Origin of the sequence: Sphingomonas sp. S-NIH.Pt3_0716 (assembly GCF_003950715.1) — a bacterium.
Lineage (GTDB): Bacteria > Pseudomonadota > Alphaproteobacteria > Sphingomonadales > Sphingomonadaceae > Sphingobium > Sphingobium yanoikuyae_A.
Window position 1 is genome coordinate 1 of the sequence record NZ_QLJK01000035.1, and the last position, 15728, is coordinate 15728.

Below are 15728 nucleotides of genomic sequence, written 5' to 3' on the forward strand. Positions count from 1 at the left end.
GGCCTCCTGCCATTTGTGCAGCGTGAGTGATTGTAGGCTGCCGACCGGGAAGCGCACCAGCAACGCCTGCGCCAGACGCTGCGCCTGATCGTGCAGGCCGGCGGCGGTCAGGCAATGATCGCCGTCGATCAGCAGGATGCGGTCGGGCGTATCGCGCGCTGCATGCGCCAGCGCATCGGCAGCGGTGTCCGATCGCCACCAGCCATCGGCATAGGCCTGCGCCGCCTGATCGGCGTCCCAGCGTATGTCCCACCCTGCGGCGGTGATCCGCCGTCCTGCTCCTGTCCCGGCCATGCTCGCTCCGCTGTCGATGGATGAGCCATGCGAAAGAAGCGCCGACCGGGCAAGCGTAGCGCCGATCCAACGTCCCCGCGATCAAATCGGCGAGCCGGTTCCGACCCTTCCGATCCTCCTTTATGGCCGACCCGATCCGTTTCGAGAGGGCAGCATGCGCATAGTCGACAATTTCATCGGGGGGCAGCATCGCGCATCGGCGTCGACGCGCCTGGGCGACATCTTCAACCCCGCCACCGGCCAGGTGCAGGCGCAAGTCCGCCTGTCGGCGCCCAGCGAACTGGATGAAGCGGTCGCCAATGCGCAGGCCGCGCAGCCCGCCTGGGCGGCGATGAACCCGCAGCGCCGCGCCCGCGTGATGTTCAACCTCAAGGCGCTGATCGAACAGCATATGGACGAGCTGGCCGAATTGCTGTCGGTCGAGCATGGCAAGGTCCATTCCGATGCCAAGGGCGATATCCAGCGCGGCCTCGACGTGGTCGAATTTGCCTGTGGCATCCCGCATCTGCTGAAGGGCGAATATACTGAGGGGGCGGGTCCGGGCATCGACGTCTATTCGCTGCGTCAGCCGATCGGCATCGCGGCGGGCATCACCCCGTTCAACTTCCCGGCGATGATCCCGATGTGGATGTTCGCCCCGGCGATCGCCTGCGGCAATGCCTTCATTCTGAAGCCCAGCGAGCGCAATCCTTCTGTGCCGGTGCGCCTTGCCGAACTGGCGATGGAGGCGGGCCTGCCGGCCGGTATCCTGAACGTCGTCCATGGCGACAAGCAGGTGGTGGACGCGATCCTCGATCATCCTGCGATCAAGGCGGTCAGCTTCGTCGGCTCGTCCGACATCGCCCAATATGTCTATGGCCGGGGCGCTTCGAACGGCAAGCGCATGCAGTGCATGGGCGGCGCCAAGAATCACGGCATCGTCATGCCCGACGCCGATCTGGATCAGGCGGTCGCCGACATTCTCGGCGCGGCCTATGGTTCGGCGGGCGAACGCTGCATGGCGCTGCCGGTGGTGGTGCCGGTGGGCGAGCAGACGGCGGTGGCGCTGCGCGCCAAGCTGGAAGCAGGTATCGCCGGGCTGCGCGTCGGCGTGCCGAGCGATCCCGATGCCCATTATGGCCCGGTGGTGAGCGCCGCGCACAAGGCGCGGATCGAAAATTACATCCAGATGGCGGTCGACGAAGGCTCCGAGCTGGTGATCGACGGCCGTGGCTTCGCCCTTCAGGGCTATGAGGATGGCTTCTTCCTCGCCCCGACCCTGCTCGACCGCGTGACGCCGCAGATGAAGAGCTATCAGGAGGAGATTTTCGGTCCCGTCCTGCAGATGGTCCGCGCCGAAACGTTCGAGGAAGCGATCAGCTATCCGACCAAGCATCAATATGGCAACGGCGTCGCGCTCTTCACCCGCAATGGCGATTTCGCGCGCCGCTTCTGCGCCAATGTCGAGGTCGGCATGGTCGGGATCAACGTGCCGATCCCGGTGCCGGTCAGCTATCACAGCTTCGGCGGCTGGAAGCGCTCGGGCTTCGGCGACATGAACCAATATGGCATGGACGGCGTGCGTTTCTACACGCGGGTCAAGACCGTGACCCAGCGCTGGCCGAGCGGCGGCGCGGTGCTGGATCAGAGCTTCGTCATCCCGACTATGGGCTGACGCGTCTCCTGGGAAGGAGAAGACGAGGGCGGGCCGGGCAACCGGACCCGCCCTTGGTCCTTTTGCCGCGTGGTGAAACGCGCGCCGGCCGCTATAGGTTAGGGATCGACCACAGGAGAGAGGCGATCCATGACCCCAAAGGGCGACCAGGCATTATATCAGCAGACACGGCGTTCGGCGCAGGAGGCGGCGGCGCTGATCCCGTCGGGCGCCAAGATCTGCATGGCATTGGGGACGGGCCAGCCGCCCGCCTTGCTCGCCGCCCTTGCCGAACGCGCCCGGTCCGCTTCTGTCGCCGATCTGCGCATCTATTACATGCTCTGCACCGGGATCGCCGGGGCCAGTGTGTTCGACTTCGCGCTGCGCGACCGGATCACGCCGATGAGCCTGTTCCATGGCGGCGTCGAACGGACGCTGGATCGCCAGCATGGCGACGCGCATCTGCCGATGGTGGATTTCCTGCCCTGCCATTTCAGCCAGGTGCCGCGCGCCATGGTCGAGCATGTCGGCGTCGACACGCTGATCGCGACGGTCGCGCCGATGGATGCGGACGGCAATTTCAGCCTGGGAACCGATGTCGACTATGCGCTGGCGGTGGCGCGCAAGCCGGGCACCCGGATCATCCTGGAGGTCAATGCGCATATGCCCTATGTCCAAGGCGACTGCATGATCCCCTTGTCGGCCGTGACCGCGCTGGTCGAGCATGATGTCGCGCTGCCGACGCTGCCGGCCATCACCCGCACGGCGGTCGACGACGCGATCGGCGCCACCGTCGCCGGGCTGATCCGCGATGGCGACTGCCTGCAGATGGGGATTGGCGCGCTGCCGGAGGCGGTGTGCGCGGGTCTCGCCAACCATCGGCATCTGGGCATCCATACCGAGATGATGACCACGGGCCTTGCCGGGCTGATGCAGTCGGGCGTGGTCGACAATAGCCGCAAGCAGATCCATGCCGGCAAGGCGATCTATACCTTCGCGCTCGGCGACCAGGCGCTTTATGATTTCCTGCACGACAATCCGGCGGTCGAGGCGCATCCGGTCGATTATGTGAACAACCCGTTCCTGATCGCGCGCAATGACAATATGGTGTCGGTGAACGCGACGTTGCAGGTCGATTTCCACGGCGCCTGCAATTCCGAATTCGTCAACGGGCGACAGTTTAGCGGCACCGGCGGACAGGTGGATTTCGTGCGCGGCGCCTATGCTTCGCGTGGTGGACGATCGATCATCGCCTGCCACTCGACCGCGGCGAAGGGCACGATTTCCCGCATCACCCCGCGTCTGGACGGGCCGGTGACGACGCCGCGCATGGACACGCATCTGATCGTCACCGAATATGGCCTGGCCGACCTCAAGGGCAAGTCGGTGGGCGAGCGGGCCAAGGCCCTGATCGCCATCGCCCATCCCGATTTTCGCGAACAGCTGGACCGCGCCGCGTTCGACGCCGGGCTGTTTGCCGGCTGATCAGCGCGGGCGGATCGTCAGCCATTGCGAGACGGTGCCGATCGCGCCGTCCCGGTCATGCAGGATGCTGTGGGTAAGGCCGATGCCGTCGGCGCCGAAGGAAACGGTGACATCGCAACCCAGCCATTCGCCGACCGGCGCGCGGAAGATATGGGCGGTGAGGTCCAGATTGGGGAAGGCGGCGTCGGCGGTCGATACCAGGGGTGCCAGGCCATTGGCGGTATCGACCAGCCCCATGGCGCGGGCGAGCGGTGATACTGCCTCATCCGCGATCAGCGCATGGGGTGTGCGGATCCAGCCAATGGCGCGGCCCGGCGCGACATATTGGCGGCGGGCATCGATGCTGGCGATGAAGCCGCCGGGCCATTCGCCGGTGCCGTCCCAGGGTGCCATGGTTTCCGGGCCGGGAATGGGATCGAAGCCGCCGCCGGCGATCGCGCTTGTGTCATAAGCCTGGGCCAGCCAGGCGCGCAGCAGGATTGCCGGCCGGCCGCCATGGCTGAGCCGCGCTTCGACCAGTTCGATGGTGCGGCCGGGTCGGATGACGCTGACGTCGATTTCGACCGTATCGAGCGGGATGGTGCCCAGGATATCATAGGACAGGCGCCCCAGTTGCAGCGGATCGGGCCGGCGGGATTTGGCGTCCACCTCGATCGCATGGGCCAGCAGGCCGATCGCGGGGGCAACATGCTGCTCCGTCACGTTCCAGGCGCCGCCGACCAGTTCCGTCGGGGTGAAATGGCGGGCATCAAGCCGCCGGAAATAGGCCATGGGATCCTCTTCATTGCCGTCTGGGCGGGTCGGAGTTCCCCTATCAGCTGGAACCGTCCGCCCGCAAGCTGACGGCGATGATGACAGTCCGGCGTCGGTCGGATGACGATTGCCGCCTTCAAAATTTAACCCCACTGCCGCGCGAACGACACGAGCGTGACTCATGCGCCTGCTAGGGAGGAGGCAGGGGAATGAGGGATGGCGAAGCCTTTGCGTGCCATATTGGTCGCGAGCCTGGCGGTGTTGGCCGCTACGGGATCGCAGGGCGAAAGCCGGCGGAGCGATACTGCCGGGCTGGCGGTGACCGCGCCACAGCCGGATAGGCCGCTGTCGGTGATGACCTATAATGTGATGGGCCTGCCCTGGCCGATCGCCCTTGGCCGGGACGAGGCACTGGGCCGCATCGCCGATCGGCTGGCGGCGCTGCGCCGGGCCGGGCGCCAGCCGCATATCGTCCTGCTGCAGGAAGCCTTTTCGCCGCAGGCCGCGCAACTGGCGCGCCGTGCGGGCTATGCCCATGTCGCGATCGGGCCGGACAGCGGGTTGCGCACGGCGATTGCGGCGGGATCGGATGACCGCAACTTTCTGCAGGCGGCGCGCTGGGACCGGGGCGAGACGGTGCCCAAGCAGTTGAACAGCGGTCTGCTAATCCTGTCCGATTATCCGATCACCGGCATCGATCGCATGGCCTTTCCCGATTTCGCCTGCGCCGGCTTCGATTGCCTGGCGAACAAGGGCGTGCTGATCGCTCATCTGGCGGTGCCGGGCTTCGACCGGCCAGTCAGCATCGTTAACACCCATCTCAACGCGCGCAAGGCGGCAGGCGTGGCGATCGCCCGGTCGCAGCGGGCGTTTGATCGGCAGGCCGGGCTGCTGGCCGACTTCGTGCGCGCCCATGTTCCCGCCGGACAGCCGATGATCCTGGGCGGCGACCTTAATATCGGCGGCGATCGCAACCGCATCCATGCCTTCTTCACCCGCTGGGCGCGGGCGGGCATGGGCTTTGTCGCGGCGCATCTGGGCGGCGCACGTCGGGCTCTGGCGGACAGCCTGCCATCCGATGCCGGCACGCACCGGGATCTCGAACAGGCGAGCGCGCGCGGCAAGGACTGGCTGTTCGCGCGCGACGATCGTGGTCGGCCGATGCGGGCCATCCACGCGGCCGTGCCCTTTGGTACGGAAGTGGAGGGCGCGCCACTGTCCGACCATTTCGGTTACATGATCGCCTATGAACCCGAACGTCGCGCCGGGGCCGCTATCCAATTGGCGCAGGTGGCGTCATGACGATGATCCGCTGGATGTTGGTGCCGCTGGCAGCCCTGGCGTTCGCGGTCCCCGCATCGGCGCAGACGATTACCCCCGATCATGGCGGCTTTGTGCTGAAACGGCCCTTGCGTTTTTCCCTGCTGCCCGCACCGCTGGACGGTGCAGCGAAGCCAGCGCGCATCTATGCGGTCGAGCTGGCGCCATCGCCGGCCGAGCCGGCGGCGATCGGCATCGCCGTCCAGCGCAAGCGCAACCGGATGGTGGCGCTGCCGGCTCGTCGGATCGGTACGGTCCCCCTGCCTACCGACCTGTCTGGCGATGCCCAGCCGCGCAGCAGTCTGATGCTGGTCGACGCCCATGGCAGCCTGCCACTGGCGGATGGCTTGCAGGCTGAGCTGGGCTGGCAGGGGGCCAAGCTCAACAATCGCGGGGCCAATGTGACCGCGCTCTATGGCAGCGACGCAATCAAGAGCCGCGACCTGTTCTTGCCGACGGGGCGGCTGGCCTATGACGCCGCGCCCGGCGTCACCCTGCGCGCGGATTATCGCGAGACGATAGAGGCCTATGCCGGGGTCGGCCTGTCGGGTGCGCTGGGGCTGACGCGGGAGGCGTTCCGCACATTTCAGGCCGGTTTGCGGCCGGAACGCGACAGCCGCATGCGGCTGGGCAGCGACTGGATGGTGGCGCCGGACCTGACGTTGGCGGTCGATGCCTTTGACGGCGAGATCGAGGACCGGCTGGCCTTTGTCGAGGACGGCTATCTGCCGGTCAATCGCGGGTCGGCGCATGTGCGGGGGCTGGCGATGCGGGCGGAGCATCGGCTGACGCCCGCGCTCAGCCTGTCGGTGCACTACCATGTGGCGCGACTGCGCCAGGAACAGGGCGGCCGCGTGCAGGAGCAGCAGCTGATGCTGGAAGGACTGTGGGCGCAGGGGCCATGGCGATGCCGGGTTGCTGCGGCGCAGAGCAGCGCGCCGGCGCTGATGCAGGATGATGCTGGCCTGCGGCTGGAGGCCGGAGTCGATTATGCGTTGACCGGGCGTCGACCGATGCGGGTCGGCCTGCACCTCACCGACCCCGGCCAACTGGCGAGCAGCAGGCTGATGCGCGTTGATGCCTCCGGCGCGGCGCGGCCGGAGGATCAGGCACAGGCGCTGATGCTGACCGCCGCCCTCGCCTGGTAAGGCAAAGGGCGGCGGAAAGCACCTCAGTAAAGCGTCTCAGTTCAGGGCATAGGCGATCAGTTCATCACCCACTGGCGTCTGCATGAAATGATGACCACCGGCCATGATGACCAGATATTGCTTGCCATTCTGGCTGTAGGTCATCGGCGTCGCCTGACCACCGGCGGGCAGCACATCCTGCCACAGCGTCTTGCCGGTCTTGAGGTCGATCGCGCGGATCAGATTGTCGGTCGCGGCGGCGACGAAGATCAGCCCGCCGGCCGTTACCACCGATCCGCCATTATTGGGCGTGCCGATCGTCAGCGGCAGCATCGAGGGGATGCCGAACGGCCCGTTGGTGCGCGCGGTGCCGAAGGGACGATCCCAGATGGTCTTGCCGGTGGCGATGTCGATCGCGCGGATGCCGCCATAGGGGGGCTGCTTGCAGAGCAGGCCGGTGAAGGGCAGGCGCCAGCCGGCATTGACGTCGATCGCATAGGGGGTGTGCGCCTGCGGATCGCCCGCGCCTTCCGCCCCGCCAATTTCGCCGCGTGCCTGGTCGCGCGGTGCCCAGCCCTTCTTGTTGGCTTCCTTGCGAGGCACCAGCCGGACATAGTTGGGCATGTCGTTATAATTGGCGACGATCACCCCGCGCGCCGGATCGACGGCGATGCCACCCCAGTCGGTGCCGCCATTATAGCCGGGATATTCGATCGAGCGCTTGTCGGCTTCGGGCGGAGTGAAGAAGCCCTTGTAGCTCGCCCGGCGGAACTGGATGCGGCAGATCATCTGGTCGATCGGCGACATGCCCCACATGTCCTTTTCGGTAAGGTCGGGTTTGCGCAGCGTGTGGTAGAGCGAGATGCGCTGGGTGGCGGCGCGCTGCTCCGGCTCGACACCGATCTGCGGTGCCTTGATATCACCGATCGGGGTCAGCGGCCGGCCGGTGCGGCGGTCGAGGACATAGATGTCGCCCTGCTTGCTGGGCAGCAGCATCGCCGGCACCGGACCCCGCGCCGTCGGGAAATCGATCAGGGTCGCCTGGGCGCCGAAATCATAGTCCCACACATCCTTGCGCACTGCCTGGAAATTCCAGCGCGGCTTGCCGGTCATCACGTCGATCGCGACCAGCGAGGTGGCGTAGCGATTTTCCTCCGGCCGGCGCAGGCTGCTGTAATAATCGGCGGCGCTGTTGCCCATCGGCAGATAGACGAGGCCAAGCTGCTCGTCGCCCGAGGCGATCGTCCACATGTTCGGGGTGCCGCGGGTGTAGGTCTGGCCGGCCGGCGGCGGACCGCTGCGTTCCGGGTGCATCATGTCCCAGGCCCAGCGCATCTTGCCCGTGACCGCGTCATAGGCCTGGATCACGCCGGACGGCGCCCAGCGATCCTGCCCGTCCAGCACCTGATGGCCGGTGACGATGACGCCGCGCACGATGGTCGGCGGCGAGGTGATGGAGACATAGCCCGGAGGGACGCGGCCCATGCCGTCGGTGATGCGGACCTGGCCATTGCTGCCAAAGTCGCGGCACTGCTGGCCGGTGCGGGCGTCAAGCGCCATGATCCGTGCGTCGAGCGTGCCGAGGATGATGCGCTGGGCGCAGGGCGCGTCGTCCGCGGCGCCGGGCACGGCATAATAGCTGACGCCGCGACAGGCGGCGGTGTATGGAATGGCCTCGTCCGACACCTTGGGATCGAAGCGCCATTTCTGCTTGCCGGTGGCGGGATCGAGCGCGATCACCATGCTCTTGGGCGTGCAGACATAGAGGGTGTCGCCGATCTTGAGCGGCGTGTTTTCCGCGCCATAGGTGTTGCGGATCTGGGCCGAGGCCGGCAGGTCCCCGGTGTGGATCAGCCAGGCGCGCTTGAGGTTTCCGACATTGGCCGGCGTGATCTGGGCGAGCGGCGAGTAGCGCCGGGCGCTGTTGGTGCCGCCATAGGCCGGCCAGTCGGCGCCGGTAGTGCCGATCGAGGGATCGGCCATGGCGTAGCGGGCGTCGGGCAGACCCTGCAGCATCGGCGGGATGAAGTTGCCGGCGATGCTCCAGAAAAAGCCGATGGCGACAGCGAAAGTGACAGCCACACCGACCCATGCACGGCGCCAGCGACCGGCGCTGCGGTCGAGCGTCGGCCAGACCAGTTGCAGCGCGATCAGGAGGACCAGCGGGGCGACGACGCGCGGCACCAGTGCCCAGGGATTGAGGCCCACTTCCCAATAGGCCCAGAGCAAAGTGACAGCGAAGATGACAATGTAGAGCCAGCCGCCCACCTTGCGCCCGCGCGCCAGCAGCACGCCCGCGACGATCAGGGCGATGCCGGTGACCAGATAATAAGGCGAGCCGCCCGAGATCAGCAGCCAGGCGCCGCCGCCGGTCAGCACCAGCCCGATAAGGCCGAAGACGATGCCCAATATCAGGGCGGCGATCGATCGGCGGGGCGGTGCGTTTGTCATGGTCGGATACTCCCTGGGCAGGAGGCACGGGCAGGTGCCGGTTTACAAAGGAGAAACCGACCAGCTTCGTTCCAGACATGAACAAAATTTCATCTTCGTGGCGCGATTGTAGCGCGTATGCAATGCTAATGCGTTTGACTCGCATTCTGGACATGCCTAACGCGCGGCGCAGATAGAGAGCCATCGGGGAAATCAAAATGCGTCTGTCCTTGCGCCGCCTCCTGTTGAGCAGCGGCTTTGCCCTTGTCGTGATGCCGCATGCCGCCCACGCGGCAGAAGCGGACAATGCCGCAGAGGACGCGTCGCGGATCGTCGTGACCGCCGCCAACCAGCCGTCCAGTTCCGCCACTGCCCTGTCGCTGTCGGTGCGCGAGACGCCGCAGTCGGTGACGATCATCAATCGCGAGCGGATCGAGGATTTCGCGATCACCAATGTCAACGACCTGCTCGACCAGACGATCGGCATCAATGTCGAGCGCGTCGAGACGGACCGCACCTATTTCAACTCGCGCGGTTTCGACGTGTCCAACTTCCAGGTCGATGGTGTCGGCCTGCCGCTCGCCTGGGGCATCCAGTTCGGCGACCTCGACACCGCCCTGTTCGAGAATGTCGAGGCGGTGCGCGGCGCCAATGCGATCATGACCGGCATCGGCAATCCGTCGGCGACGATCAACTATGTCCGCAAGCGGCCGCTCGACGAGTTCCAGGCCAAGGGCACGGCCCAGGTCGGCTCGCGCGACCTGTGGCGCGTGGAGGGCGACGTCAATGTCCCGGTGACCGATACGGTATCGGCGCGCTTCATCTATGCGCATGAGGATCGCGATACCCATCTGGACTATAACCACATCAATCGCGACGTCTTTGGCGCGATCGTCGCCTGGCAGGTGACCCCCGATCTCAAGGCGACGGTCGGATATACGCGCCAGGAAAATGACGCCGACGGCGTGCTGTGGGGGGCGATGCCGCTGGTGTTCACCGACGGCACCCGGATCGACTATGCGCGCTCGGCGACAACCTCGGCCGACTGGACCTATTGGAACACGAAGGACCAGAATAGCTTTGGCGAGCTGGTCTATACCATGGGCCAATGGACGCTGAGCGGGATGTTCACCTACAAGCGCTTCCAGGAGAATGCGAAGCTGCTCTATGCCTATGGCTATCCCGACAAGGAGACCGGCGAGGGCGTCTATGGCATGGCGGGCATCTACCCGTCCGACTATAAGCAATATCTGGGCGATTTCAGCGCCACCGGTCCGTTCAGCCTGTTCGGCCGCGAGCACAAGCTGGTGCTGGGCCTCTCCTATGCCAAGTCGAACGCCAAGGAGTGGGAGAATTTCGCCGAGGACAGCGCGCTGGTCTATCCGTCGGTCTATGACTGGGGCAGCGCGCAGGTGACCGAACCGGATTATCCGGGCGAATATCTGGCCGCCAAATATAGCGACGAGCTGACTCGCCTCTATGGCGCGGCCCATCTCAACTTCACTGACCAGCTGAAGGGCGTGGTCGGCGCCAGCGCGATGTGGATCAAGTCGTCCGGCTATTCCTATGGCACCGACCAGGCGCGCGACGACCACAAGATCAGCCCCTATCTCGGCCTGCTCTATGACGTGACGCCCAACGTCACCCTCTATGCCAGCTATACCGACATCTATAATCCGCAGGCGGAGGTCGACGCCAATAATCGCAAGCTGGACCCGGCCAAGGGCACCAGCATCGAGGGCGGCATCAAGAGCAGCTGGTTCGGCGATCGCCTCTATGCCACCGCCACCGTGTTCCGCGCCAAGCAGAAGGGACTGGCCGACTATGCCGGCACCTTTGGCGAGGATGGACCGGGCAAGGCCGGCGGCAGCTATTATGCCGGCGTCGATACCACCTCGACCGGTTTCGAGCTGGAAGTGGCGGGCAAGATCACCGACCAGTGGACGCTGAGCGGTGGCTATACCCAATATGATATCGAGGATGACGAGGGCAACGACACCCGCACCTGGTTGCCGACCAAGTCGCTGAAGCTGGCCACCACCTATCAGGTGCCGCAGCTCAACGACCTGAAGCTGGGCGTGCAGCTGCGCTGGCAGAATGCGATCAAGACGACGCTGACCGATGTCTATGACGGCGATGTTTACATGGGCGATGTGGTCGTTAAGCAGAAGAGCTATGCCGTGCTCGACCTGATGGCGGGTATCCGGGTGGTCGATCATCTGCGGGCGAGCGTGAACGTGAAGAATGTCACCAACACCAAATATCTGGGCAGCCTGATGTGGGGCCAGGCCTTCTATGCCGCGCCGCGCACGGCGGTGTTCACCTTGAGCGTCGACTATTGACGAAGGCGGCGGCTCTGCGCGCCCGTAGCGGCTGGCGTTATCGCGGCAATGTCGCGCTGCGCACGCTGGCGGGCACAGTGGGCGCCTATGCGGTTGCGGCGCTGGCGGCGATGTTGCTGGCCCGCACCCTGCCGATGGGCCGGCTGGAGGCTGTCACGGTCGCGACCATGTTCTCCTATCTGTTCGCCCCGGCGGTCAGCGTCTGGGCCTTTCTCGCGCGTGGGCCCTGGGTCGCTCTGGGCGGCGTGATAGTTCTTTCCGCACTGTTGGCGGGGCTGGTCTGGACGAGCGGAGGCTTTGCATGAGCGGGGCATCGGCCATGGTGCGCGACGGCGTGCGGCAGGCGATGGCCTGGCTGCACGGCTGGACCGGGCTGCTGCTGGGCTATGTGCTGTTCGTCATATGCCTGGCCGGGACGCTCAGCGTCTTCAAGCCGGAAATCGGCCGCTGGATGCGGCCCGAAGTGACGGCGCAGGCGGATAGCAAGAGCGCGATCGTCGCGGCGACCGGCTGGCTGTCGAAACATGCGCCGGGTTCCACCGGCTGGTATCTGACCGCGCCTGACGGCCGGGCCAACACGGTCGAGGCCTCCTATGACCAGGGCAGCGATTATCTGTATCGCGCGCTCGATCCGGTGACCGGCGCGCCGGTCGCGCGCGAGACGCTGGGCGGCGAATTCTTCTACCGCCTCCATTTCGAGCTGGAAATTCCCTATCCCTGGGGCCGGCTGCTCGCCTCGCTGGCGGCGATGGTCATGCTGGTCGCGCTGGTCACCGGCATCATCGCGCACAAGCGCATCTTCAAGGACTTCTTCACCTTCCGCCCGGCCAAGGGGCAGCGGTCCTGGCTCGACGGGCATAATGCGACCGGCGTGCTCGCCATGCCCTTCCACCTGATGATCACCTTCACCGGGCTGCTGACGCTGGCGTCGCTCAACATGCCCTGGCCGATCAGTGCCGGCTATGGTGACAAGGTGATGGAGATGTACGAGGCGCTGGCGCCGGGTTCGGTGACCCGTCCGGCGGCCGGAAAGCCCGCGTCGCTGGCGCCGATCGCACCGATGCTGACGGCGGCCGAGCGCGCATTTGGCGGCGGCCATGTCGGCCGCGTCTATGTGTTCAATCCCGGCGACGCGGCATCGGTCGTCACCGTCTACCAGTCCGATGCCGACACGATCGGCTATATGCGGGGGCAGGCGAGTTTCGACGGCACCACCGGCCGGCTGCTCAAGAGCTGGGTCGAACGGCGGCCGGCGATGCGCACCTATCAGGTCGCCTATGGGCTGCACATGGCCCGCTTCGCGCCGATGGCGACGCGCTGGCTCTATGTGCTGGGCGGGACGATGCTGACGCTGGCGATCTCGACCGGCATGGTGCTGTGGATCGCCAAGCGGCGCGAGCGCCAGCCGCTCTCGATCGGCAATCGCATCCTTGAACGGCTGAATGTCGGCGTGATCACCGGCGTGCCGTTGGGTGCCGTGGCCTATTTCATCGCCAATCGCCTGTTGCCGATCGGCATGGCGGGGCGCCCCGACGCGGAAGTGTCCGTGGCCTTGTGGACGGCGGCGGCGGCCGTGCTGGCCGGGCTGGCGCTGCGACCGGCCATCGGCTGGCCGCTGATGATGGGGCTGCTCGCCTTTGCCAGTGTACTGGCGGCGGTGCTGGGGCCGGTCTGGTCGACCGAACCGGTCCTGCTGGCCGGCAATCTTCTGTTCCTGGCCATGGCGGCCGCGCTTGCGCTGATCGTGCGTCGGCAGATGCGGCGGCGCAATGCGCCAACGCCAGCGCGACGGCGGATGCGGGAGCAGCCGGCATGATCGTCGCGGGACTGCTCTATATCGGCTTCTTCGCATTGGCGGCGGCGATGACGCGGCATGGACCGGCGCTGCTTGGTCCATGGCAACGCCATGGGCTGGCCCGGCATCTGCCGCTGCTCGGCTGGAGCGCGATTGCCCTGTCGCTGATCGGTGCGATCCTGGCCGGCACCGACGGGATCGGCATCGTCACCTGGTGCGGGCTGCTGCCGCTGATGGCGGGGGCGGTGCTGCTGGCGCTGACCTATGGCCCCCGGCTGGCGCGCGGCGGGCTGCTGGTGGCATTGGCGCTGATGGTGGTCGGCGCGGTTTAGGCCGCCTTCATCTCGATACTGGCGATCAGCCCGCCATCGGGCGCATTGCGCAGCGCGACGATCGCACCGAAGCTGAGGCCCAGCGACCGCGCGATGGTGAGGCCGATGCCGGTGCCGTGCCGGCCGCCCGGCTGGCTGCTGGCGCCGCGGGTGAAGGGTTCGAACATCTGGTCCAGATCCTGCGGCGGGATGCCGGGGCCATGGTCGCGTATCTCGATCGTGACATGGCCGGGCGTGCGCAGGCAGCTGATCTCCGCGCATCCGCCATATTTTACGGCATTGTCGACCAGATTGCTCATGCAGCGGGTCAGCGCATTGGGCTTGACCCGGACCGACGCGCCGCAACCGGCGGCGAACTGGACGGGCGCGCCCAGCTCTTGCGCATCCTCGGCCATGCTGGCGAGCAGGGAATCAAGGTCGATCACCGACCATTCCTCATGCGTCTCGGTGCTGGCGGCAAGGTCCAGCCCTTCACGCACCAGCCGCTGCATCGCCTCATGATCCTGCAGCAGGCGGGCGCGCAGTTCCTCATTCTCGACCAGTTCCAGCCGCAGCCGCAGCCGGGTGAGCGGGGTCTGGAGATCATGGCTGATCGCCGCCAGCAACTGGGTCCGTTCGGTGAAGCCGGCGCGGACGCGGCGCTGCATCAGATTGAAGGTGGAGAGGGCGGCGCGCACCTCCTCCGGCCCGCGCTCGGGAATTTCCTCCGGGTCGCGGGACACGGAAAAGGCTTCGGCGGCCTGGGACAGGCGACGCAGCGGCTTGGCGGCGATCCGGCCGATCAGGATCGAGAGGCCGGCGGCCGAAAGCAGGATGACGACCAGATAGGCCGGGCTGAACAGCGAACTGGGCGGCCGGGCGAGGCGCGGGAAGGTGAGCGCCATGCCGCGGCGCTGGCCGGTCGCGTCGGTCATGCGCACGATCCAGCAATCGGGCCGGGGCGCATCGATCAGGCCGGCAGCCCGGCTGCGCCCGGCATCCTTGTCCGGGAAACAGAGGCCGAAGGGCACCTGTCCCGCCTCCGGCTGGGCGCGGGGGCCGAAACGCCGGGCGAGCGCGGCTTCGAGATCGGGATCGGGCTCGTTGATCGAGATGCCGTCAGGGGCGATGGAAGCGCCGACAATGCCATGATTTTCCAGCATCTGCTGGACGCGCACCGGATCGCGGCGCAGCCGGTCGGCGACGTCGAAGGCGCTGGCCAGCACGCGCTGGCGGCGGACCCGTTCGAAATCATGACGCCGCCCCTGTTCCGACACGGCGAGCGCGAGGATGGCCGAGAGCGAGATGCCGACGGTCAGCAGCACGAAAATATGCCCCGCCATCGAGCGGAAGAAATCCCGCACGCGCTGCACCGGCTGGCCGATCATTCGTAGCGCACCGGGCTGGCGAGGACATAGCCTTCGCCCCGAACGGTCAGGATCAGGTCGGCGCCGCCGGTGGCGCCGGCGAGCTTCTGGCGCAGGCGGCTGACCTGCAGGTCGATGGTGCGGTCGAAGGCGGCGGTGGCGCGCCGCTCGGGCAGCAACGTCTCGCGCGCCAGCACGACATTGGGCTCCTCTATGAAGCGGGAGAGCAGGCGGAATTCGGCGGAGGACAGCATCACCAGCCGGTCGTCCGGGGCGATCAGCCGGCGTTGCAGCAGATCGAGCCGCCAGGGACCGAAGACGGCATAGCGGGACTGGTCGGCGGGTGCCGGCGCCTCGACGCGGGGGCGGCGCAGCAGGTTGCGGATGCGCACCAGCAGCTCGCGCGGCTCGAACGGCTTGGTCAGATAATCGTCGGCGCCCAGTTCCAGCCCCAGCACCCGGTCGATCGCGCTGCCGCGCGCCGTCACCATGATGATCTGGATGCCCGACCCTTCGGCGCGCAGCTCGCGGCACAGCGACAGGCCGTCGCCATCGGGCAGGTTGAGATCGAGGACGATCAGGTCGACCGGCTGGTCGCGCAGGGCCTGGCGCAGTTCGGCCAGGTTCGATGCAGAAAGCAGGTCGTAATTTTCCTGCCGCAACTGATCGACGATCAGACCGCGAATATCGGCATCGTCGTCGACGACGATGACGCTGTTGCGGCGGGGATCGGACAGGTCAGCCATGTTGCGCTTCTAGCGGCGGATATTGCAAAAGTCTGTGCCTCTACCGGGGATGATACAGGGCGATACAAAGCGATACGCGTTCGGATGTCACGCGACATGATGATGCGTCAGGATATCAACTTGGT

The 15728-nt window shown here is 66.5% G+C and carries 12 protein-coding genes and 1 pseudogene; 8 read left to right on the forward strand and 5 right to left on the reverse strand.

Annotated features, from left to right (window positions below; all coding sequences use genetic code 11):
- Nucleotides 1-294: pseudogene (locus tag BRX37_RS21950) on the reverse strand ((2,3-dihydroxybenzoyl)adenylate synthase); the annotation flags it as partial.
- Nucleotides 295-448: 154 nt separating this feature from the next.
- Here BRX37_RS21950 and BRX37_RS21955 point away from each other — a divergent pair.
- Together BRX37_RS21955 and BRX37_RS21960 are read left to right on the forward strand one after the other, a co-directional pair.
- The gene (locus tag BRX37_RS21955; protein WP_125989431.1) at nucleotides 449-1948 is read left to right on the forward strand and encodes a CoA-acylating methylmalonate-semialdehyde dehydrogenase; all 1500 of its coding nucleotides are present in this window, start codon (nucleotides 449-451) and stop codon (nucleotides 1946-1948) included.
- A gap of 129 nt (nucleotides 1949-2077) precedes the next feature.
- Nucleotides 2078-3412 (forward strand): acetyl-CoA hydrolase/transferase family protein, encoded by a 1335-nt coding sequence (locus tag BRX37_RS21960; protein WP_125989433.1) that lies wholly within the window; start codon nucleotides 2078-2080, stop codon nucleotides 3410-3412.
- Here the strand turns inward: BRX37_RS21960 and BRX37_RS21965 are convergent, their stop codons facing one another.
- Nucleotides 3413-4183 (reverse strand): thioesterase family protein, encoded by a 771-nt coding sequence (locus BRX37_RS21965; protein ID WP_125989435.1) that lies wholly within the window; start codon nucleotides 4181-4183, stop codon nucleotides 3413-3415.
- A 198-nt stretch (nucleotides 4184-4381) separates the two neighbouring features.
- Between BRX37_RS21965 and BRX37_RS21970 the strand changes: the two genes are divergently transcribed.
- Nucleotides 4382-5467, forward strand: a complete 1086-nt coding sequence (locus BRX37_RS21970) for an endonuclease/exonuclease/phosphatase family protein (protein ID WP_125989437.1) — start codon at nucleotides 4382-4384, stop codon at nucleotides 5465-5467.
- Nucleotides 5464-6633 carry a TonB-dependent receptor domain-containing protein gene (locus BRX37_RS21975; RefSeq protein WP_125989439.1) on the forward strand — a complete coding sequence of 390 codons (1170 nt, stop codon included), beginning with the start codon at nucleotides 5464-5466 and terminating at the stop codon, nucleotides 6631-6633. Before BRX37_RS21970 ends, BRX37_RS21975 begins: the two co-directional genes overlap by 4 nt.
- Before the next feature lie 36 nt (nucleotides 6634-6669).
- On the opposite strand, the gene BRX37_RS21980 is transcribed toward BRX37_RS21975, so the two are convergent.
- Nucleotides 6670-9063, reverse strand: coding sequence for a membrane-bound PQQ-dependent dehydrogenase, glucose/quinate/shikimate family (locus BRX37_RS21980; protein ID WP_125989441.1), 2394 nt, complete (start codon nucleotides 9061-9063; stop codon nucleotides 6670-6672).
- A 197-nt stretch (nucleotides 9064-9260) separates the two neighbouring features.
- On the opposite strand from BRX37_RS21980, the gene BRX37_RS21985 reads away from it, so the two are divergent.
- From BRX37_RS21985 to BRX37_RS22000, 4 genes are read left to right on the forward strand one after another with little or no spacing between them, the layout of a single operon-like run.
- Nucleotides 9261-11384 (forward strand): TonB-dependent siderophore receptor, encoded by a 2124-nt coding sequence (locus tag BRX37_RS21985; protein ID WP_125989443.1) that lies wholly within the window; start codon nucleotides 9261-9263, stop codon nucleotides 11382-11384.
- Nucleotides 11381-11689: a ketohydroxyglutarate aldolase gene (locus BRX37_RS21990; RefSeq protein WP_125989445.1), complete on the forward strand. Its 309-nt coding sequence runs from the start codon at nucleotides 11381-11383 to the stop codon at nucleotides 11687-11689. Before BRX37_RS21985 ends, BRX37_RS21990 begins: the two co-directional genes overlap by 4 nt.
- Nucleotides 11686-13200, forward strand: a complete 1515-nt coding sequence (locus tag BRX37_RS21995) for a PepSY-associated TM helix domain-containing protein (RefSeq protein WP_125989447.1) — start codon at nucleotides 11686-11688, stop codon at nucleotides 13198-13200. Before BRX37_RS21990 ends, BRX37_RS21995 begins: the two co-directional genes overlap by 4 nt.
- The gene (locus BRX37_RS22000) at nucleotides 13197-13511 is read left to right on the forward strand and encodes a DUF3325 domain-containing protein (RefSeq protein ID WP_125989449.1); all 315 of its coding nucleotides are present in this window, start codon (nucleotides 13197-13199) and stop codon (nucleotides 13509-13511) included. The genes BRX37_RS21995 and BRX37_RS22000 overlap by 4 nt, the downstream gene beginning before the upstream one ends.
- On the opposite strand, the gene BRX37_RS22005 is transcribed toward BRX37_RS22000, so the two are convergent.
- Nucleotides 13508-14878 (reverse strand): ATP-binding protein, encoded by a 1371-nt coding sequence (locus tag BRX37_RS22005; protein ID WP_017500811.1) that lies wholly within the window; start codon nucleotides 14876-14878, stop codon nucleotides 13508-13510. The genes BRX37_RS22000 and BRX37_RS22005 overlap by 4 nt on opposite strands.
- Complete coding sequence (locus tag BRX37_RS22010; RefSeq protein WP_004209098.1) at nucleotides 14875-15603, reverse strand: response regulator; 729 nt, start codon at nucleotides 15601-15603, stop codon at nucleotides 14875-14877. Before BRX37_RS22010 ends, BRX37_RS22005 begins: the two co-directional genes overlap by 4 nt.
- Nucleotides 15604-15728 lie beyond the last annotated feature (125 nt).

What these genes read in the sequence shown, in the direction of transcription:
- BRX37_RS21955 (WP_125989431.1), top strand. Translation starts at nt 449, where the DNA reads ATGCGCATAGTCGACAATTTCATCGGGGGGCAGCATCGCGCATCGGCG.
- BRX37_RS21960 (WP_125989433.1), top strand. Translation starts at nt 2,078, where the DNA reads ATGACCCCAAAGGGCGACCAGGCATTATATCAGCAGACACGGCGTTCG.
- BRX37_RS21965 (WP_125989435.1), bottom strand. Translation starts at nt 4,183, where the DNA reads ATGGCCTATTTCCGGCGGCTTGATGCCCGCCATTTCACCCCGACGGAA.
- BRX37_RS21970 (WP_125989437.1), top strand. Translation starts at nt 4,382, where the DNA reads ATGGCGAAGCCTTTGCGTGCCATATTGGTCGCGAGCCTGGCGGTGTTG.
- BRX37_RS21975 (WP_125989439.1), top strand. Translation starts at nt 5,464, where the DNA reads ATGACGATGATCCGCTGGATGTTGGTGCCGCTGGCAGCCCTGGCGTTC.
- BRX37_RS21980 (WP_125989441.1), bottom strand. Translation starts at nt 9,063, where the DNA reads ATGACAAACGCACCGCCCCGCCGATCGATCGCCGCCCTGATATTGGGC.
- BRX37_RS21985 (WP_125989443.1), top strand. Translation starts at nt 9,261, where the DNA reads ATGCGTCTGTCCTTGCGCCGCCTCCTGTTGAGCAGCGGCTTTGCCCTT.
- BRX37_RS21995 (WP_125989447.1), top strand. Translation starts at nt 11,686, where the DNA reads ATGAGCGGGGCATCGGCCATGGTGCGCGACGGCGTGCGGCAGGCGATG.
- BRX37_RS22000 (WP_125989449.1), top strand. Translation starts at nt 13,197, where the DNA reads ATGATCGTCGCGGGACTGCTCTATATCGGCTTCTTCGCATTGGCGGCG.
- BRX37_RS22005 (WP_017500811.1), bottom strand. Translation starts at nt 14,878, where the DNA reads ATGATCGGCCAGCCGGTGCAGCGCGTGCGGGATTTCTTCCGCTCGATG.
- BRX37_RS22010 (WP_004209098.1), bottom strand. Translation starts at nt 15,603, where the DNA reads ATGGCTGACCTGTCCGATCCCCGCCGCAACAGCGTCATCGTCGTCGAC.